Below are 19,959 nucleotides of genomic sequence, written 5' to 3' on the forward strand. Positions count from 1 at the left end.
CACATCGCGAACGGCGGAGGAAACATTATGACCAGGGTTCTGGTGCTCTATTACTCGTCCTATGGCCATGTCGAGGCCATGGCGGAGGCGGTTGCCGAAGGCGCGCGGAGCGCCGGTGCCGTGGCCGTGCTCCGGCGGGTTCCTGAACTGGTGCCGCCAGGGGTCGCACGATCGGCCGGATACAGGACCGATCAGCGGGCCGAGATCGCCACCGTGACCGAGCTGCCGGATTACGACGCCATCATCATCGGGACGCCGACGCGGTTCGGCAATATGGCCGCGCAGATGAAAAACTTTCTCGATCAATGCGGCGGCCTCTGGGCCGCAAACAGGCTGGTGGGCAAGGTCGGGAGCGTTTTCACGTCCACGGGCAGCCAGCATGGCGGCCAGGAAAGCACGATCCTTTCGGTTCATACCGTGCTGTTCCATCTCGGCATGGTGGTGGTCGGGCTGCCCTATACCTTCACCGGCCAGCTGCGGATGGACGAGATCACCGGCGGTTCCCCCTATGGGGCATCGACGCTGGCCGATGACGGCAGCGGAGGCGACCGGAGACCTGGCGCCAACGAACTGGACGGGGCCCGGTTTCAGGGCAGCCATGTGGCCGGCATCGCCCGGGCGCTGGCCGCCGCACGGGGCGACGAGACGGCGTGATGGCACAGGCGTCGACGTTCTGTGGGGGATCCTGGCCTGTCGTCGGCGTCGTGATGGCAGCCGGCATCATCACCGCCATACATGCGGGCAAGGTCGCGATCGCCACACCCATGCTCCAGCAGGTGCTGGGGATCGATCTGGCGGCTGTCGGCTGGCTGACCGGGATCTTTGCAGTTCTGGGATTTGCGGGCGGCCTTCCCGCCGGGGCTCTGACAGGTCTGGCGGGCGATCGGCGGAGCCTCGTTGCGGGTCTGACGGTCACTGCCATCGGCGCCGGCATCGGCGCGACCACATCGGAATACCAGCTTCTGCTTGCGTCGCGCAGTCTTGAAGGCGCGGGATTTCTTCTGATCACCGTCGCCGGGCCCGCCCTTCTCGGCCGGGCAGTTCCGCCAGCGCAGCATGACGCCGCCTTCGCCCTGTGGAGCTGCTTCATGCCCGTCGGGCTGGCGCTGGCCCTGCTCGTCGGCCCGCTTTTCGAGGATTGGCGCATGCTCTGGTGGGCCGGTGCCGGGGGTGCGGCACTCACGGGCCTTGCCGTTCGGGCGATCGTCCCGGCCGCACCGCAGCGCATCCCGACGTCATGGACGCGCCTGGTATCGGATGCACGAGAGGTGGTGGTCAGACGGGCGGTGCTGCTTTCGGCCGGATGCTTCGCCCTCTACAGCCTGATGTTCTTCGCGCTGTTCAGCTTTCTTCCGGTCCTGCTTGCGACGCGCATGGCTCTCTCTCATGGCACGGCGGGATGGTTCAGCGCGCTGGCGATCTGCGCGAACATCATCGGCAATCTCAGCGCCGGCTATGTCCTCGCACGCGGCACGGGCCGCGCCGCGTTGATCTCCGGCGCCTGCCTGATCATGGGCCTCTCGTCGTTCGGCATCTTCCTGGGCGCCTTCGGCAATGCGACGGTTTTTCTGCTCTGCGTGCTGTTTGCCGCGGCCGGAGGGCTGATCCCGGCCGCGCTGATCTCCGCCGCTCCGTCGCTCGCAGGATCCGCCGCACGCACGCCGCTCACCCTGGGCCTTCTGATGCAAGGCAGCAATCTGGGTCAGATGATCGGTCCGGCCGCGGTCGGCAGCAGCATTGCGGCCTATGGCTGGCCGGCGGCGGCAGCCCTTGTCGCAGGCGCGGCAGTGATCGCGGCTCTCGCCGCCCGGCGCATCGCCTTCGACGATCACACCGATACCCGCCAGCCCCGCCGCCGGGACGGAGAGAAGATCGGCTGATCAGGCGACGGCGGTTTCCGCCGTCGCCTCCACCTTTTCGCACCAGATCATGATGGTGTTGCGATCATGGGTAGCGCCGATCTGTACCGTCGATCCGGCCGGCAGGTCCCGCGGCGTGTCGAAGGGGAAGAAGCGCACCGCCCAGCACGAGGCCAGGCCCTGATCCGGACGGTTCTCGTAGATCAACTCGCCGGTGCCGTCCATATCCATCTTCAGCCACTGGACCACGCCGGCAACCCGGCCGCCGGTGGCGGTCAGACCGGCCGTCGCGCGGCCGCCCGGATAGGGGCCGCCGGAGCGCAGGTCGAAATGCATCAGGTCGTGGACGGCGCTGCGGAGCGTGAAGCGGGAGGAATTGGCCGCGACCCGCTGACAGATCTGGGCCAGATGATCGAAACCGCCCAGATCGAAGCCCGAAATCTCGCCCATGCGATGCTTCACGGCGCGGGCATCGTCGACCAGCGCCACCCGGGCGGTGACCGAATCCGGGATCATCCGCGCCCCGGGCTTCAGCAGCCGCTTGACCGCATCCTCCATCGCCGGCAGCACGGCCTCACCCAGAAGATCGTTCGAGATGATCTCCTGAACCAGCAGATCGGCGCGGCCGTCGATATCTTCGCCCACCAGCGCATCATCGGATTTCTTGGGCACCACGGTCACGCGATCGGCATAGCCGTTCTTCGCGATGATCCGGGTCGCCGCCTCGGCGACCGACGGGTTCATCTCGCAGGTCGTGACCCGTTCGGCGCCGGCCCGCGCCGCCATCATCGACAGGATGCCCGTGCCCGTCCCGATTTCCAGCACATGAAACTCAGGACGGACCAGCCGCTTCAGCGCCGCCTCGTAGAGATCGTTGCGGCGCTGATCGCGGATGATCGAAAAATGCCATTTCGGCACGTCGCGGGCCAGAATGTCCCGCGCCACCATCACCGCCTCGGGATGGCCGTCGCCCGCAACCTCCAGCACCCGGAGTGCGGCGACCCGCGCCTCCTCCTTCTTGCCCTTGGCCCAGAGCACCACGGCAAGGCGGGCGAGCGGCAGGGGCTTGTCGTGAAGCTGCTGGGCGAGGGCGTCGGCGCTGATCGGCATGAGGCGGTCCCGGAGGTGAGGATGTCGTCGGCCGGCATCATGTCACGTCCGGGACCGGAGTGCGAGAGGGCATGGCCGTATCGCCCGCCACGGGTCGTTCAGCTGTAGACGCCGCCATCCTCGCCGAGGTTGTTACCGGTGGCCTGAGTCAGGGCAGCATCAACTACGATGAGTTGCGGCGCCGACCATACAGGCAGGGGGGCAGCCCCCTGCGTCCGATTGTGATTGTGCTCGTTCTGCATCTTTACCCTCTTCGCCATGACCTCGGCAGCGTCGACACCCCGGCCGGTCCATGCTGCATGTGCGTTCACCATACCATAGTCACGGCCCCCGGAACAGGACCAACGCCTCCGAAACCAGGGCTATCGCATTTGCCCGATGACGGATCGGGCGAATGCATCGGACCATCCGGATCGCTTTCGCTTGCGACGGATGGAGATGGTTGGCCTGGCAGTTTTGAGGACGTTGAGGGCGAGTTTTCGGATGATGGCGAGGTTTTCCGGGCCGTGGTCCTTGCGAGCGCGGGCCTCGTCCTCGCGGAAGGTGGTGTCGAGAACCCAGTGCAGGCCGTTCTCGATGGCCCAGTGGCCGCGGACGGCCTTGGCGAAGGCGGCGGCGGACAAGCGGGCGGAGGAGAGGTAATAGCGGGTAGATGTGCTTGTCTTTCCGTCCCGCTCGACGGTGGCGACGACCCGGGCGATGGTGGCGAGCGCCGGCATGGCAGGCCGGTCGGGGTCCCGCTTTTCCGGGAACAGCCAGTCGACGTCATGAACCACCTCGTGCCGACGGATCTCCAGACGGCCGTGGTCTGCGTCGGTGGTTTGCAGCGTCTCGGCCGGCGCCGTCGCCGGATCGGCGAACCAGGTCTCGACGTCGGCAAGGGTGGCGGGGCGGTTTTTCTTCAGCGCGAAGAGGTAGTCGCCGCCGCGCTCCAGCACGAGGCGCGCCGTCTCGCCCTGGCAGTGGATCGCGTCAGCGGTGACGAGCATGCCCTTCAGATCGATGATGGCGAGGAGGGCGCGGGCGGCGGTGATCTCGTTGCCGCCCTTTGGAACCGCCGCCTGGCCGAGCACCAGCCCGGCCTCGCCGGCAAAGGCGCTCACCACGTGCAGCGCGCTCTTACCCGCAGCCCGGTCAAACGAACGCCGGAGCGTTTTGCCATCAATGGCGATTACGCCGGGACCATCGGCTCCGAGATCGTCGAGGAACTGTGAGAAGCACGCCGACAACGCTGCGGGATCGATCAGGCGGAACAGCCGCGAGAACGTGTCATGGCTTGGCAAGCCGTTGGGAAGGCTGAGAAACTCCCGGAAGAGCTCCTCGCGGTCCTCTGCGAAGTCGGCAAAATCGACGCAGCTCTCGCAGCCGCAGATCGAAGCCGTCAACGCGATCACCAGGAGGTCCAGAAGCTCATGGCGTCTCGCGTTACCCGTGCGCGGGTCGGGCACCTGGCGCAGGATGGTGATCAGAGATGGCATCGGTTCCTCCTTGGAACCGAATAAAGAATCCATCTCTGACCATTCCGCTACCCGGGATTTTCAAATGCGATTCCCCTGCCTCCGAAACGCCCCGGTTCTGGCGCCGCCAGACGGCGCCGCCCCCAGATCGCTCAGCTCGCAAACCGCTCCGACTTCAACCGCAACCCCGCCGCCTCGCGGTCCCAGGCGTCGGCCGTGATGCCCGCGGCGCGGAGTTCGTGCTTCAGCACCTTGGCGGTGGGCGTCTTGGGCAGGGCGTCGAGCACGCGGACATAGCGCGGGATCATGAAATAGGCCATGCGCGGGCGCAGGAATTCGATCAGGGCTTCGGGATCGATGGTCCGGCCCTCGACCGGGGCGACGCAGACCAGCACGTCGTCCTCGCCCATCTCGCTCGGCACCGCGACCACGGCGGCCTCGCGGACGTCGGGATGGGCCGTCACCTCGGCCTCGACTTCCAGCGACGAGATGTTCTCGCCCCGGCGGCGGATGGCGTCCTTGCGTCGGTCGACGAAGAAATAATTGCCCGCGGCATCGCGGATGAAGGCGTCGCCGGTGTGGAACCAGCCATTGCGCCAGGCCCTGGCCGTCGCCTCGGGGTTGCGATAATAGCCGCTGTTCATTGCCCAGGGCCGGTCGGTGCGAACGATCATCTCGCCCACCTGCCCCACCGGCACCTCGCAATCATTGTCGTCGACCAGCCGGACCTCCACCCCCGGCCGCATCCGGCCGCAGGTGCCCTTCAGCGGCGGGTTGGCTTCCGAGACGATCGGGCTCGAAATCTCGGTCATGTTGAAGATGGTGCGGACCTCGACCCCGAAACGTTCGGCGAAGACCGCCGCATCGCCCAGCGGCACCACCAGCACCAGCCGGAGCCCGTGATTGCGGTCGTCGGGCGAGGGCGGCAGCTTTTCCAGGAAGGTCGCCATCACCCCCAGAAGGAACGAGACGGTGACGCCGTTGCGCCGCACGGTCTGCCAGTAGGTGGCGGTGTCGAACCGCTCCACCAGCGCGAAAGACGCGCCGCGGGCCAGCATCACGAACATCGGCCCCATGCCGCCGATATGGAACATCGGCGCATTGATCAGATAGCGGTCTTCGCCCGTGACGAAGGGCCAGGCATCGGGGCCGGCATTGGTATAGATGTGCAGATAGGACACCAGCACCGCCTTCGACGGACCGGTGGTGCCCGAGGTGTAGATGATCGCCATCGGGTCCCAGGGCTCGATCCGGCGTGCGGGCGCCGTCAGGGTCCCGGTCTCGGGCAGCAGCACCTCTTCCAGCCGCTCCGCCGGCAGGGGGCATTCCGGCATGCGCCCGCCCGAGACGATCAGCCGCTCCAGCCGGGCGGTCGGCACGTCGAACAGCCGCTCGACCAGATCGGCATGCACGATCGCCAGGCTGGCATCCGACAGATCGACCACATGTGCGAGCAGCGAACCGCGATAGGCAGTGTTGATCGGCACATAGACCGCGCCCAGATAGTTGAGCGCGAAATAGACCCGGATCTGGTCGCGGCCATTGGGCATCCAGACCAGGACATGCGCGCCCTGCACCACGCCCTGCTGCTGCAGGCCCAGCGCCGTCTGGACGATCAGCTCGCGGAAACGGGCATAGCTCCATTCCTCGCCGGTGTCGTCGAATTTCACGAAAACCTTGTCCGGCTGCTCCACGGCCAGCCGGTCGATGAGGTCGCGGGTCACCACCCGGTCGCGCGGGGGAATGCGCGCATCGAAATGGACCGGACCCTCGGGGCTCTGCTCGACCACGATCGTCATCGGGGCGTCTCTCCCATTGCTCATGTCCACGCCGGGCCGGTCGCAGCGCCTTGTCTGCGCCGGCCTCTTGTCTTCTCTGTCGTCTCTGTCGTCTCGTCAGGCCGCATCGCCCGCGGCGGCCGGCCGGCCGTCGAAGACATAATCCGCCGGCGCCACCGTGCGGGTCATGCGCCAGAAATCGTCATTGCGCCAGGGGGTGATCGCCACCACCCGGCCGCGGGAATTGCGGTACCAGTTCTCCATGCCCTCATGGGTCCAGACCATCTTCGCATGGGCCTCGTCGACCCTGCGATTGTAGTCGTCATGGACCTGCTGGCGCACCTCGATCGTGGCAGAGCCCCGGCGGAACATCTCGTCGAGCGCGCTCAACAGATAGTCGCATTGCAGCTCCACCGCCGAGATGATGCTGCCGCCGTGTCCAAGGCCGACATTCGGGCCCAGCAGCATGAAGAAATTGGGGAAGCCGGGCACGGCGGTGCCCAGATAGGCCCGCGCATCATCGCCGTTCCAGACCTCCGACAACGCCTGATCGTCGCGGCCGCGCACCTCGTAGGAGCCCAGGAATTCGGTCGCCTTGAAGCCTGTGGCCAGCACCAGAATGTCGGCCGCGCGTTCCTCACCCCCGCGCGAGACCAGCGTGCTGCCCCGCACCTCGGCCAGGTGGTCTGTGATCAGGTCGACATTGTCGCGGGCGATGGTGCGGTACCAGCCGTTGTCGAGCAGCATGCGCTTGCCGAAGGGCGGGTAGTCGGGCAGCACCTTGTCCAGCAGATCCTGCCGGTCGCCCAGCTCTTGCTGCATGTATTTGACGAAGGCGCGACGATGGCCGTCATTGACCGCGTTCAATGCCCGTTCGGGATGCGGCCAGGCGGGATCCTTCTGCAGCGAGGCATGGACCCGGTCGTTGAAGGTCCAGGCCAGCCGCTGGCGATACCACAACCGATAGAGCGGCATATTCGCAATCAGAAAGCGGATCGGTTGTGGCATCTCCTTGCCGAATTGCGGGAAGGGCGCCGCCCACTGCTTCGAGCGTGCGAAGATGGTCAGCTGCCCGACCTTGGGCGCGATCGCCGGGGCCACCTGCATGGCAGAGGCGCCATTGCCGACCAGCGCCACCCGCTTGCCCGCGACATCCAGATCCTCGGGCCATTCGGCGGTGTGGAAACAGGGGCCGGGGAAGCTGTCGAGGCCGGGGATATGCGGCACCAGCGGCGTGTTCAGCACACCCACCGCGCTGACCAGCGCATCGGCGGTCAATACCTCCTGCGCGCCGTCGGGCCGGCGGATGGTCACCGCCCAGCGCCGGGCCTCCGCCTGCCACACCGCGCTCAGCACCCGGGTGTCGAACCGGGTGCAGCTCTCCAGCCCGTGATCGCGCGCGACCTTGCGGAAATAGCCGTAAAGCTCGCCCTGCAGCGCGAAATAGCGGGTCCAGTCATGCGGCGCGAACGAGAAAGAATAGATGTGGTTGGGGGTGTCGACCCCGGCGCCGGGATAGCGATTCTCGCGCCAGGTGCCGCCGAAATCCGAACCCTTCTCGATCACCTCGCAGGCGATGCCGCGCTGGCGCAGGCGGATCGCGGCGCAGATGCCCGAGACGCCGGCGCCGATCACCAGCACCTTGAAGCCGGCCGGCACCGCCGCCGGCTCACCCAGCCGGTGCGGCTTCAGCCCCAGCCCCGAGGCGATGATCTCGCCATATTCCGCCGGCACCTCTTCGGCCATCGACACGCTCAACATCCGCACCAGCAGATCGTCGTCGGGCCGCGGCATCGCCACCGGCCGGCCGGCCCGCCAGGCCAGGATCGCCGCGGTCGCGGCGGCGCGGATCTCCGCCTGCACGTCCTCCGGCAGGCCGCCGTCGTCGTTGTCGTCCAGCCCGCGGCCGCGTTCGGGTGCATAGGGCGGCTCCAGCCAGCGCGTGTCGCCGGTCAGCTGGACCAGCACCATCAGCAGCGTCGGGATATTGGCGATCTCCACCGCCGCCCGGAAGGCGGCGTCCTGGTCAGTGTCGCCGGCACCCGCAAGGGCGCCGTCCCGGTTCGCGTGATCGGCCATCGTCAGGTTTCCTTACCCTTGGCGGCAGGTTCGTCCTGCCCATTGCTCCTGATGCATCCTGAGCCTGATTGCCGGGGCGGGCGCCCCCATCGGGCATCTTGACCCGCATCGGGTGTCCGGGTACCGTAATTAAGTCGAACGTTTTAGTCGATAGCTTTATACGACCGGCTTAGAGGTCGTGACTGGCGGAGCGCCCCGCACTGCCCCCGTTCCGAGGGCGGATGAAGAAGGGTACCCGCCCGGGAGGAGTGGTCCGGATGCCTGCACGCCATGACGACGCGGCGCGGTTCTTGCGCACGCTCGACGACACCATCACCATCGAAGGATGGTGCCACCCGCGCTTCGCCGCGGTGGCCGAGGCCTTTGCCCGGAATTTCACCGACCGCGACGAGGCCGGCGCCTCGGTCGCGCTGGTCCATGACGGCCGGCTGGTGGTCGATCTCTGGGGCGGCGCCGCGACCGCAGACCGCCCCTGGCAGGCCGATGACCTGGTGGTGGTGTTCTCGGCCACCAAGGCCGCAACCGCGCTCTCGCTGCATCTGCTGGCCGAACGCGGCCGGCTCGATCTCGACCGGCCGGTCGCCGGCTACTGGCCGGAATTCGCAGCGAACGGCAAGGACCGCGCCACGGTGCGGATGATCCTGGATCACACGATCGGCCTGCCGGTGCTGCGCCCGCAGCTCAAGGCGGACTGCATCACCGATTCCGCCTATATGATCGACCATCTGGCCGCCGAAACCCCGTTCTGGGAGCCCGGCACCCGCACCGGCTATCACCCGCTGACCATGGGTTTCCTGGCGGCGGAAATCGTCCGCCGGGTCGACGGCCGCAGCCTGGGCCGCTTCTTCGCCGACGAGATCGCGGGCCCGCTCGGTCTCGATTTCTGGATCGGCCTGCCGGAAGAGCACGAACCGCGGGTGGCGCCGGTGATCATCCACCGGCCGCCGCGCGATGCCCAGACCACGCCCTTCCTGCTGGCGGCGCGCGAGCCGGGCAGCATCGCCAATCTGTTCGTGTTCAACAGCGGCGATTTCGCCGTCCGCGGCGTCAACACCCGCGCGGGCCATGCGGCCGAAATCGGCGCCGCGGGCGGCATCACCAATGCCCGCGGCCTGGCCGGGCTCTATGCGGCGCTGGTGCCGGGCGGGCCGCTCGGCTTCTCTGCCGACACCCTGGCCGGTTTCGCCGAGGCCAGCTCCGCCACCCATCTGGACGCGACCCTGCTGCAGCCGATGCGCTTCGGCCCCGGCTTCATGCTGCGCATGGACAATCGCCGCCGGCCACAACCGGCCGACAGCCTGGTGATCGGCCATCGCGCCTTCGGCCATGTCGGCGCCGGCGGCTCGGTCGGTTTCGCCGATCCCGCGGCCGGCATCGCCTTCGGCTATGCCATGACCCGCATGGGTCCGGGCCTGCTGCTCAACCCGCGCGGCCAGTCGCTGGTCGATGCGGCCTATGCCGCCCTCGGCGCCTGAGCGGCCACCACGGCGTCCACCACCACAACGACAGACGGCACCCGGCGCCACGCCCGGTATGCCGCACGCATCTGCACCACACGGGAGGATATCCACCATGAAGACGATCCAGGGGATCGGTCTCGCCACGGCTCTGGCGGCACTGACCATGACCGCCACCGCCGCCTCGGCCGATCAGCTGCGCTTCGCGATCGGCCATCCGCCGGCCTCGTTCCTGGTCAAGGCGGGCGAGACCATGGCGAAGACCATGGCGGCAGAGACCGGCGACGCCGTCACCATCAAGGTCTTCCCCATGTCGCTCTTGAGCATGGCCGAGACCTCGGGCGGTCTGCGCGACGGGCTCGCCGATATCGGCACGGTGATGAGCACCTATTTCCCGGCCGAGTTTCCGCACACCAACCTGCTGCTCGAAGCCTCGATGATGCTGAGCACCCTGCCGGAAGATCCGACCGGCGTGGAGGCGCAGGCCTATTCGGCGGCCATGGCCGAATACATCCTGACGAAATGCCCTGAGTGCAATGCCGAGTTCGCGAAGCAGAACCAGGTCTACACCGCCGCCGCCGGCACGCCGGGCTATGCGCTGAACTGCACGAAGCCGGTGGTGACCATGGACGACCTCAAGGGCGCCCGGCTGCGCATCGGCGGCGCCAACTGGGCCGGCTGGTCGGAAGCCGTGGGTGCGGCGCCGGTGACCATGTCAGGCAATGAAATGCTGGAGGCGCTGAGCCAGGGCGTGCTGGACTGCATCATCCTGTCGGTGCCGGACGTGCAGAATTTCGGCATGGGTGAGTCGGTCAAGCACATCACCATGGGCGCGCCCGGCGGCGTTTATGTCGCCTCGATGGCTCAGGTCAACCGCGATGCCTGGCAGGACCTCAGCCCCGAGGCCCGCACCGCCCTGCTCAAGGCGGCGGCGCTGGGTTCGGCCGAAGCCAGCCTCGCCTACGAGAACAACCAGGCCGACATTCTTGAAAAGGTGAAGGCCAAGGGGGTGCAGGTCCATCAGGCCGATCCGGCCGTGGCGGAGGCGACCCGCAGCTTCGTCGACGGCTATCTGAAGGCGATGCCCGCCGCCTATCAGCAGCGCTATGGCGTCACCCGCGGCGAGGAAATGCTGTCGGAGTTCCGCGAAACCCTGATCAAGTGGGTGGGCCTTGCCCGCACCGCCAAGACCCGTGAAGACCTCGCCCGGCTCTATTGGGACGAGATCTATTCCAAAGTCGACGTGAACACCCACGGCATGTAAGGCGCGCGCCGCCCCGGCCCAGCCGGCCGGGGCGGGCCTTGCCCGATCCCCAGAACCCGACAGGTCCCGTTCCCATGTCGACGCCCGGCCGCCTGCTTGCGCGGACGACCTCGCTCGCGACGCTCATCGCAGGCATTGCGATCGCGCTGATGATGCTGCACGTCTCGCTCGACGTCGCCTTCCGCTATCTGCTGGGTACGCCGCTGCCCGGCACCCTCACCGTCGTCACCTATTATTACATGGTGATCGCCGCCTTCGTGCCGCTCGCCTTCGCCGAGTTGCGCCGTGCCCATATCTCGATGGAGATCGTGACCGATCTTCTGCCGAAACGCGGCCGCAACATGCTGGAAGGCTGGATGCTGGTGCCGACCGGGCTGGTGACCGCCCTGCTCACCTGGCGAGGCCTGGAAGAGGCGCTCAAACAGCAGGCGATCGGCGCGGCGCAGATCCAGGGGTCGTCCAGCATTCCGATCTGGCCGGCCTATTACGCGCTGCCGGTGGGCGCGGGATTGATGACCCTGCTGGTCATCTACCGCTTCGCCAATTTCCTGCGCCGGCGGCCCGATGATCTGCCGGCCGCCGCATCCGGACCGGAGGCAGGGCTGTGAGCGACGTTCAGATCGGCCTTTCCGGGCTTGGCCTGCTGCTGGTGTTCATCGCGCTGCGCATCCCCATCGGCATCTCGCTGATCGGCGTGTCCTTCGGCGGGCTGTGGATGCTGATGGGCTGGAAGGTGGCCTGGGGCTCGCTCGGCCTGCTGCCCTTCCAGTTCGCGGCCAACTGGGTGCTGAGTTCGGTGCCCATGTTCCTGCTGCTGGGTTTCGTCTGCTATCACGGCCAGCTGACCCAGGGCCTGTTCCGGGCGGCACGGGTCTGGCTGGAACGGGTGCCGGGCGGGCTGGCGGTCGCGGCCGTGATGGGCTCGGCCGGTTTCGCGGCGGTTTCCGGCTCGTCCATCGCCTGTTCGGCGACCATGGGCCGGATCGCCATCCCGGAAATGCTGAAGGCGCGCTACCATCCCGAACTCGCCACCGGCTCAGTGGCGGTGGCGGGCACGATCGGTGCGCTGATCCCCCCCTCGATCATCCTGATCCTGTACGGCGTGGTCGCTCAGGTGCCGGTCACCGGCCTGTTTCTGGGCGGTATCGCCGCGGGCGTCATCACCGCGATCGGCTATGTGCTGGTGATCGTGATCCGGGTGAAGCTGAACCCGGCGCTGGCGCCGCAGGTGGATGTCCGCACGCCCGCCGCGGAACGGATCGCGGCGCTCAAGGACACCTGGCCGGTGATCCTGCTGATGATCGGCATCTTCGGCGGCCTGTTCTCGGGCGTGTTCACCGCAACCGAGGCCGGGGCGGTCGGTGCGCTGATGGCGGTGGTGATCGCACTGGCCAAGGGCAGCCTCACCCGCGCGCGGTTCGGGGCCGCCATCGTCGACACGGTGCTCACCACTTCCACCCTGATCATCATCGGCATCGGCGCCACCCTGCTCACCCGCTTCCTGGCGCTGTCGGGATCGGCCGACTATCTCTCGGAACAGGTGCTGGCGCTGGGCGCCGATCCGGTGCTGATCATGGCCGGGGTGGTGATCGTGTATCTGCTGCTCGGCCTGTTCCTGGAACCGGTGGGCGCCATGCTGCTCACCCTGCCGATCGTGCTGCCGATCGTCGACGGCACCGGCTTCAGCCTGCTCTGGTTCGGCGTGATCCTGACCAAGCTGCTGGAGATCGGCATGATCACCCCGCCGGTCGGCATGAATGTCTTCGTGATCAAAAGCGTGGTCGGCGATCTGGTCAGAACCTCCGCCATCTTCCGTGGCATCCTCTGGTTCCTGGTCATGGATCTGGCCGTCCTGGCATTGCTGATGCTGGTGCCTGATTTGATCATGTATCTTCCGGGCCGTTTCGGATAACCAATGGTCGGAAGATCCGTAGACTGCCGCCGGAAGACCCCAGGAGTAGCGCATGTCCGCCGAACCCGCCCCCCTCGCCGGGGAGCCCATTCAGACCGATCCCACGCGCGAAAAGCTCAAGCTCGCGGCCATGCGCCTGTTCTCCACCCGCGGCATCGACGGGGTATCGGTGCGCAACATCGTCACCGAAGCCGGCATGCGCAACGGCGCCTCGCTCCACTATTATTTCGGCTCGAAGGAAGGGCTGATCCGCGAACTGGTGGTCGAGGCGGCCCAGCGCAGCGACCGGGCCCGCAATGCCTGTCTGGACCGGATGGAAGCCGAAGGCGGCCCGCGCCGGGTGGCCGACATCGTCCGCCTGCTGCTGGATGTGGAAACCACCGGGGCCGGCGACCCGGATGCCCATCGCACGCTGCCGATCGGCTTCGGCCATATGCGCTTCATCGTCGCCATGCAGATCAACCACCGCGCCATGTTCCTGGATGCGGTGGGCGATCGCTGGCGGTCCAGCTATATGCGCTGTATCGAACATCTGCGCCGGCTGATGGCGCCCCTGCCGGCGGCGGTGATCAGCCAGCGTCTGGCCCATATGGTGCTGTTCATGAACACCAGCCTCGCCGTGCGCGAAACCGCCTTCGAGGCCGACCCCACCGGCGGCGGGCTCTGGGGCAAGCCCTATGCGCTCGACTGCCTGGTCGAATCGCTCTGCGGCGCGCTGGAAGCGCCGCTTTCGCCCGAGGTGGCGGCGATGTTGCCGGGGTGAGGCCGCCGTCGCGACGAGACTCTCTGCATCAGAGGAGATCGGCAATGGCAACGATGAACGTATCCCTGCCCGATGCGATGAAGGCCTGGGTCGAAGGCCAGGTCGACGGCGGCCGGTACGGCGACGCAAGCGACTATGTGCGTGACCTGATCCGCCGCGACCGCGCCCGCAGGGAAGCGATCGCCGCCCTTCAGACCGCGGTCACCGACGGCATCGAAAGCGGCGAGCCGCAGGCGCTCGACGTCGAGGCCTTCAAGCTGCGGATGCGCGAACGTCATCTCATCCGCTGAGCCGCCCGCCTCATCTCTCTCACCCCGCCTTCCCATCCTCCCCCGCCGCGGAAGCGGCCAGCGTCGCCTGGGCCGCCGCGGCCGCATCGCCGCCCTGGCCCGAGACCGAGACGGTCGGGAAGGCGAAAGCGATGTCGTTGGCCTCGAACGCCTTCTTGATCAGCGCATAGGCGCGGCGGCGGATGACGAATTGTTCGCCGGGCTTGGTCATCATCTTCAGGCGCAGCTGGATGGCATAATCGCCGAACTGCTCCACGCCCTGCATCTTCAGGGTTTCGATGATGTTGGGGGCGAATTCCGGATCCTGCTGCAGGTCGCGGCCCACCTGTTTGATGATCTTCTTCACCTTGTCGAGATCGGCGGCATAGGTGACCTTCACCGTCAGCTTGTCGATCACCCAGTCGCGCGAATAATTGGTGATCTTGTCCAGAGAGCCGAAGGGGATGGTGTGCAGCGCGCCGCGGTGGTGGCGCAGCTTCATCGAGCGCAGCGAGAAGCTTTCCACCGTGCCGCGGATGCTGCCGCTTTCGATGTATTCGCCCACCCGGAAGGCATCGTCGAACAGGAAGAACATGCCCGAGATGATGTCCTTGACCAGGGTCTGGGCGCCGAAGCCGATCGCGACGCCGACCACGCCGGCACCGGCGATCAGCGGGCCGATTTCCACCCCCAGCGACGACAGCACCATCAGGATGGTGATCACCCCCAGCACCGCCAGCAGCAGATTGCGCAGAATCGGCAGCAGGGTGCGCAGCCTTGCCTGCCGGCGCAGGGCGTCCTCGCCGCCGGTCGCGCCGTCATGGGCGGCGCGCATCAGCCGGTGGTCGATCCAGGCCGCCGCCAGCCGCCAGGCGATGTCGGCAAGGAGCACGATCATCACCGCCTGGAAGATGCCGCCCATCACCCGCTGCAACGGCGTCTCCCGCCGGGTGAGTTCGGCCAGATCGTAATCGATGATCCCGGCAATCAGCACCGCCGCCCCCAGCAGCCAGAACGCCCTGAGCCCGCGGCCGACCGAAATCGCGATCATCGACGGCGCGGGGCCGGCCGAGACGATCACCCCGCCGCCCTCGCCGCCGCCATGCACCGGCGCCGCGGCCACGGGTTCCGCCACCACGCCCTCCGGCTGGTCGTCGGGCCGGACGATATGAGAGACCGCCCGACGCGTGGCCGGCAGCAGCACCACGAACAGCACCAGCAGCACGATCGCCACCTGGAAGGGCTGGATGGAGCCGGTGAACAGCAGCATCCAGACGCCGACCAGATAGATCGAGAACAGCCAGGTGGCAAGCGACCGGCTGCGATGGGCGCGGCCCTCGCCGTCGATTTCGGGCCGGGTCCAGGTGGCGATCAGGGTCAGCAGCAGCAGGACCAGGCCGATGCCCAGCCCCAGCGCCGCCCAGGGCCCCGGCGCCATGCCCAGCCCGTGCAGCAGGTCGAGCGTGACATCCCCCAGCCCGTACCAGCCGACCAGCACGGCCGACCACAGCATCCAGTGCCGGGCGGCGGCATCGCTCATCGGCACGATGCGGAAGCGCGGCACCCGGGGGGAGAGCAGGATACGGCCAAGCCCGGTGACCAGCCGCAGCAGCAGCACGATCAGCAGATAGGACGCCACCACCTGGCGCAGCATCGGCGGCCAGGGCATCACCGCGAAGGCGCCGATGCTGCCGAGGGCGAAGGCCGCGAGCACGCCCAGACCATAGAGCGAACGCAGCCCTGCCACACGCAACCGCATGCGCGGCCGGTCGGTCGGGTGCGCCTCGATCCTCTGGCGCAGCGGCCGTGTCGCCCGGGTAAAGGCCCATTCGAAGCCGCAGCCGAGCAGCGCGAAACCCAGCAGCGGCAGGATCACCGCGCCGGTGCGGGCACCGATCCGGTCACGGAAGGTGGATCCGGCGGCGGCAAGTTCGGCCGGAACGCGCGGCAACCCGTCGCTGAGCGTGGCGAGAAAGGCGCGGATGCCGTCGATGCGCGCCGTCAGCAGGCGTTCGGCCATCATCCGGCGCTCGGCCGCATCGGCCGGCAGAATGGTCGTCCGGGCAGGGGGTGACCCGGGCGCGGCGGTCCCGGCCGCCGCCTGTGCGGCGATCCAGGCCTGGATCGTGGGGTCGGCCAGAAGCCCCATCAATTCGCGCACCCGCTCGGGATCGGCCGGGGTTGGGGCCGGGGTGGGGGCCGGCGCCGCCGGGGCCGCGGCGCTCTGTTGCTGGACCAGCATCATCTGGGGCATGGCTGCCGCGGCCGGGCTGCCGCCGCTCGCCAGCATCAGCCACATCACACCCGCCAGGACCATGAGCATCATGCCCCGCCCGTTCCTGACCATCCGGCCCATCGGCATATGGCCCATCCTCCCGCCCCTGTGTCTCGCGATCCGCATCGCTTCGCCCATGCGTGACCGCCCGCGATCATGAGGCCAGCCGCGGGCGGCTTCAATGGCGATCCGCAGGGCGGATGGGCTATAACGGACCCGCTCACCACCTTCCTTATCCCAGGGATACACGCCACCCATGACCGCCCCGCTCCACCCCGATGCCGCCGCCTGGACCGCCACCGTCGACAGCGCCGAACACGGGGCGCTGCGGATCGAGGGGCGCTGCCACCCGGCATACGAGGCGGTGGCCCGGGCTTTCGCCGCAAATTTCGCCGGACGCGACGAGGTCGGCGCCTCGGTGGCGCTGGTGCAGGACGGCCGGCTGATGGTCGATCTCTGGGGCGGGCTGGCGGTGCGGGCGGATGGCGACAGCCCGGTCCGCGCCTGGGCGGAAGACACGGTTTCGGTGATCTTCTCTGCCACCAAGGGCGCGACGGCGATCGCGCTGCATCTGGCGGCGGCGCGCGGCCTGCTCGATCTGGATCAGAAGGTGGTCGAGATCTGGCCGGAATTCGCCGGCCGCGCCCCCGACCCCGCGCCCAAGCGCGAAGCCACGGTGCGGATGATCCTGGACCACAGCATCGGCCTGCCGGTGCTGACCGCGCCGCTGAAGGCCGATTGCGTCACCGACTACGCCTATATGATCGCGCGGATCGAGGAAGAGGCGCCGCTCTGGCAGCCCGGCACCCGCACCGGCTATCACCCGATCACCATGGGTTTCATGGCGGCAGAGGTGCTGCGCCGGGTGGACGGCCGCAGCCTGGGCCGCTTTTTCGCCGAAGAGATCGCGGGGCCGCTCGGCCTCGATTTCTGGATCGGCCTGCCCGAAAGCGTCGAGCCGCGCGTCGCCCCGGTGATCGTCCGCCGCGCCCGGCGCGGTGCCGAGCTCACGCCTTTCCTCGCCGCGGCGAAGCAGCCGGGCACGATCCAGCATCTGTTCGTGTTCAACAACGGCACGTACAGCAGCCGTGGCGCGAACACGCGAGAGGGCCATGCCGCCGAAATCGGTGCCGCCGGCGGCATCACCAATGCCCGCGCGCTCGCCTCGCTCTATGCCGCCACCCTGCCCGGCGCGGCGCTCGGCTTCGACGCCGACACCGTCGCCGGCTTCGCCGAGGCCAGCTCCGCCACCCAGATCGACGCCACCCTGCTGCAACCCACCCGCTTCGGCCCGGGCTTCATGCTCCGCATGGACAACCGCCGCCGCCCGCAACCGGCCGACAGCGTGATCATCGGCCACCGCGCCTACGGCCATGTCGGCGCCGGCGGCTCGATCGGCTTCGCAGACCCGGAACGCGGGATGGCGTTCGGCTATACCATGACGAAGCTGGGGGCGGGGTTGCTGTTGAATGCGCGGGGGCAGGCGCTGGTGGATGCGATGGCCCTGGTGCGAGCGTGACTTCGGGAAGAATCTGTAACATAATTATTTTTAGACTCGGTCGACTGGTTCGGAGATAGACCATGGCAACTCGTCCAGGATTTCATCCTAGCACAAATTTTACACAATATCCGGCTATACTACGTGCCGCAATTGAGGCCGTTGGTCGGGATTTTTATGTAACAAGATCCTTTAATCAAGTCACTATTGGAAATAGTGCATACTGGGGAATACTCGGCAGGCCGTCGTCTGATTTTTCAGTTTATCTTAATGCCGATCGTGAAATACTTTTCGTATTATCAACATACGAAAACTTTGAAATAAGAACTCTCGAAGCATTCGATAAATTTTACTGCGACCTTGATCAACAGAGAATAGATAGAAGTATTAGGTTTTTAATTTCAAAAGATGATAGAATTGAAAGTATAATACAACATTATTTAAATCAGAATCCGGAGTATCCCATTATAATACCAATGAATCTTAATCAAATAAATAGTAAGAAATCTGATGTTCTTTCTTCAATACGCCGCAATTATATTGTGAGGGATTTATTCGGATATCAAAATGCCCTCAGAGAGGAAACATTTTTCTTTGGACGGCAAGAGCAGGTCCACGCCGTATTGGATTTAGCTAAGTCAGGACAAAGCTCTAGTATATTCGGCCTGAGGAAATCAGGGAAGACTTCTTCGATTTATGCAATTATGCGAAAATCAAAATCGTTCGGCTTTACACCGATACTAATTGATTGTCAATCTCCAGCTGTTCATAGCCGTCGGTATCATGAACTGCTTTCCTTTATAATCAATGAAACGAGAAAATCAACAGGATTCAGAAGGAGGGAATTCTCCCTGAGCGGAGGGGATGCCGACATCTCTGAAGCTTTTCGCACGGAGATGAAAAGTATACTTGGGCAGAATAGATCCAAAATACTCATACTTTTTGATGAAATCGAAAACATTTCACCCAAAACGGCATCATCACCTCACTGGGAAAATGATCGTGATGGGCTTTTATTTTGGCAGAATATTAGATCATTCATCCAACAGGATGCCAACAATAATCTATCAATTTGTATAGTTGGAACGAGCCCAGTGCTTCTAGAACAACCAAAATTACATGACGTTGCCAATCCTATGTATTTATTCTCTCAAAAGCGATTCATACCGTCGTTTTCGTTTGATGAGACAAAAGAAATGATTGAACGTTTAGGTTTTTTCATGGGGCTCGAGTTCGATGCAATACAGATTGCAACCCTACAGAAAAATTATGGAGGTCACCCCTTTTTTATAAGACAAGTATGTAGCAATGTTAATCGTCTAATCGGAGGCAAGCGTCCCACCAAAATTCCGAACAGCATTATGGCCACCGCTATAGAACAGTTCGGAAATCAGCTCGATTCGTATCTTCAAGATATATTACAAAATCTGGAAGCTTTCTATCCTGACGAGTTCAATCTACTAAAAAGAGTCGTGTCTGGAGATAAAACTGAAATATCTGAGTTTGGAAGAGAGGCGCCGGAGTTAGTCGATCATCTGATTGGTTATGGGCTGATCGAGAAGCGGAACGATAGTTTTGACGTGAGGTTCGAAGCCATAGAACATGCTTTGAAGCGTATATTCTCAGAACCGAGCATTGAAGAATTCTGGACAGAGTGTATGAAGAGACGAAATCGTATCGAGATAGAGATTCGTCGAGAAATATATTTTGCCTCTAAAACATTCTCAGCAACAGATTGGGATGCGTTACTCAAAGATTGTCTTACAAATAAACGATTTGGCCAACTCGATTCAATCGAACCGAGAATTCTATTCTCAAGAGGTGGATCCCCATTATATTGGACGGACCTAATATCTATTTTAAAATCTGAACTAATTCTACCATACATTAATGATAGAAGGCCTGACATTCTTAATGCAATGAACCACATAAATCAAAAAGGAAGAAAAGACGCACATGCAGGGTCCGTATCTCAAGAAGACATTGAGGACCTTCGTAGGAGTTTTTCAATATTGGAAGACGAATTCGCGCATCCAGAGTAAAATATATTGGAAAGATAACCATGAAAGCTTAATACATGGTTGACGGGAAACGGATGGCCGCGCGGGATAAAGCGCATATCGCAGTTTAGAATTTATCAAATGTCAAAGCGCGGGGCCGGGGCGGCCCTCATCCTTGGCTCACGATGACGCCGGTAAACGGCGATCGTCATCGAAACCCGAAGCCGAAGGATCGACC

General features: G+C 64.9%; 15 protein-coding genes. 10 read left to right on the forward strand and 5 right to left on the reverse strand.

Going from position 1 to position 19,959, the window contains the following annotated elements:
• Positions 1–27: 27 nt before the first annotated feature.
• Complete coding sequence (gene wrbA / locus P7L68_RS02735; protein WP_371998890.1) at positions 28–654, forward strand: NAD(P)H:quinone oxidoreductase; 627 nt, start codon at positions 28–30, stop codon at positions 652–654.
• On the forward strand, positions 654–1,880 hold the full coding sequence (locus P7L68_RS02740; RefSeq protein WP_371998891.1) for a CynX/NimT family MFS transporter: 1,227 nt from the start codon (positions 654–656) through the stop codon (positions 1,878–1,880). Before wrbA ends, P7L68_RS02740 begins: the two co-directional genes overlap by 1 nt.
• Here the strand turns inward: P7L68_RS02740 and P7L68_RS02745 are convergent, their stop codons facing one another.
• The 4 genes from P7L68_RS02745 to P7L68_RS02760 form a co-directional block, all read right to left on the reverse strand.
• On the reverse strand, positions 1,881–2,969 hold the full coding sequence (locus P7L68_RS02745; RefSeq protein WP_371998892.1) for a 50S ribosomal protein L11 methyltransferase: 1,089 nt from the start codon (positions 2,967–2,969) through the stop codon (positions 1,881–1,883). It abuts the gene before it with no gap.
• A 362-nt stretch (positions 2,970–3,331) separates the two neighbouring features.
• Positions 3,332–4,447, reverse strand: coding sequence for an ISAs1 family transposase (locus P7L68_RS02750; RefSeq protein WP_371999247.1), 1,116 nt, complete (start codon positions 4,445–4,447; stop codon positions 3,332–3,334).
• A gap of 131 nt (positions 4,448–4,578) precedes the next feature.
• Positions 4,579–6,225, reverse strand: coding sequence for an AMP-binding protein (locus P7L68_RS02755; RefSeq protein WP_371998893.1), 1,647 nt, complete (start codon positions 6,223–6,225; stop codon positions 4,579–4,581).
• A gap of 96 nt (positions 6,226–6,321) precedes the next feature.
• Entirely contained in the window at positions 6,322–8,283 is a 1,962-nt protein-coding gene (locus P7L68_RS02760; RefSeq protein WP_371998894.1) for a flavin-containing monooxygenase, read from the reverse strand.
• Positions 8,284–8,540: 257 nt separating this feature from the next.
• Here P7L68_RS02760 and P7L68_RS02765 point away from each other — a divergent pair, with 257 nt between their 5' ends.
• The 6 genes from P7L68_RS02765 to P7L68_RS02790 all read left to right on the forward strand — a co-directional run bounded on the left by P7L68_RS02765 (position 8,541) and on the right by P7L68_RS02790 (position 13,969).
• Positions 8,541–9,758: a serine hydrolase domain-containing protein gene (locus P7L68_RS02765; RefSeq protein ID WP_371998895.1), complete on the forward strand. Its 1,218-nt coding sequence runs from the start codon at positions 8,541–8,543 to the stop codon at positions 9,756–9,758.
• A gap of 97 nt (positions 9,759–9,855) precedes the next feature.
• The gene (locus tag P7L68_RS02770) at positions 9,856–11,004 is read left to right on the forward strand and encodes a C4-dicarboxylate TRAP transporter substrate-binding protein (protein WP_371998896.1); all 1,149 of its coding nucleotides are present in this window, start codon (positions 9,856–9,858) and stop codon (positions 11,002–11,004) included.
• A 74-nt stretch (positions 11,005–11,078) separates the two neighbouring features.
• Complete coding sequence (locus P7L68_RS02775; protein WP_371998897.1) at positions 11,079–11,612, forward strand: TRAP transporter small permease; 534 nt, start codon at positions 11,079–11,081, stop codon at positions 11,610–11,612.
• Positions 11,609–12,916, forward strand: a complete 1,308-nt coding sequence (locus tag P7L68_RS02780; RefSeq protein ID WP_371998898.1) for a TRAP transporter large permease — start codon at positions 11,609–11,611, stop codon at positions 12,914–12,916. The genes P7L68_RS02775 and P7L68_RS02780 overlap by 4 nt, the downstream gene beginning before the upstream one ends.
• 52 nt (positions 12,917–12,968) lie before the next feature.
• A complete protein-coding gene (locus P7L68_RS02785) occupies positions 12,969–13,679 on the forward strand; it encodes a TetR/AcrR family transcriptional regulator (protein WP_371998899.1) in 711 nt (236 codons plus the stop codon).
• A gap of 44 nt (positions 13,680–13,723) precedes the next feature.
• Entirely contained in the window at positions 13,724–13,969 is a 246-nt protein-coding gene (locus tag P7L68_RS02790; RefSeq protein WP_371998900.1) for a type II toxin-antitoxin system ParD family antitoxin, read from the forward strand.
• Between the two features lie 19 nt (positions 13,970–13,988).
• Here P7L68_RS02790 and P7L68_RS02795 read toward each other — a convergent pair whose 3' ends face one another.
• Positions 13,989–16,274, reverse strand: coding sequence for a mechanosensitive ion channel domain-containing protein (locus tag P7L68_RS02795; protein WP_371998901.1), 2,286 nt, complete (start codon positions 16,272–16,274; stop codon positions 13,989–13,991).
• Between the two features lie 205 nt (positions 16,275–16,479).
• On the opposite strand from P7L68_RS02795, the gene P7L68_RS02800 reads away from it, so the two are divergent.
• Both P7L68_RS02800 and P7L68_RS02805 read left to right on the forward strand, forming a co-directional pair.
• Positions 16,480–17,742: a serine hydrolase domain-containing protein gene (locus P7L68_RS02800; RefSeq protein ID WP_371998902.1), complete on the forward strand. Its 1,263-nt coding sequence runs from the start codon at positions 16,480–16,482 to the stop codon at positions 17,740–17,742.
• A 62-nt stretch (positions 17,743–17,804) separates the two neighbouring features.
• Positions 17,805–19,763 (forward strand): hypothetical protein, encoded by a 1,959-nt coding sequence (locus tag P7L68_RS02805; RefSeq protein ID WP_371998903.1) that lies wholly within the window; start codon positions 17,805–17,807, stop codon positions 19,761–19,763.
• Positions 19,764–19,959 lie beyond the last annotated feature (196 nt).

The organism is Tistrella mobilis, assembly GCF_041468085.1.
GTDB classification, from domain to species: domain Bacteria; phylum Pseudomonadota; class Alphaproteobacteria; order Tistrellales; family Tistrellaceae; genus Tistrella; species Tistrella mobilis_A.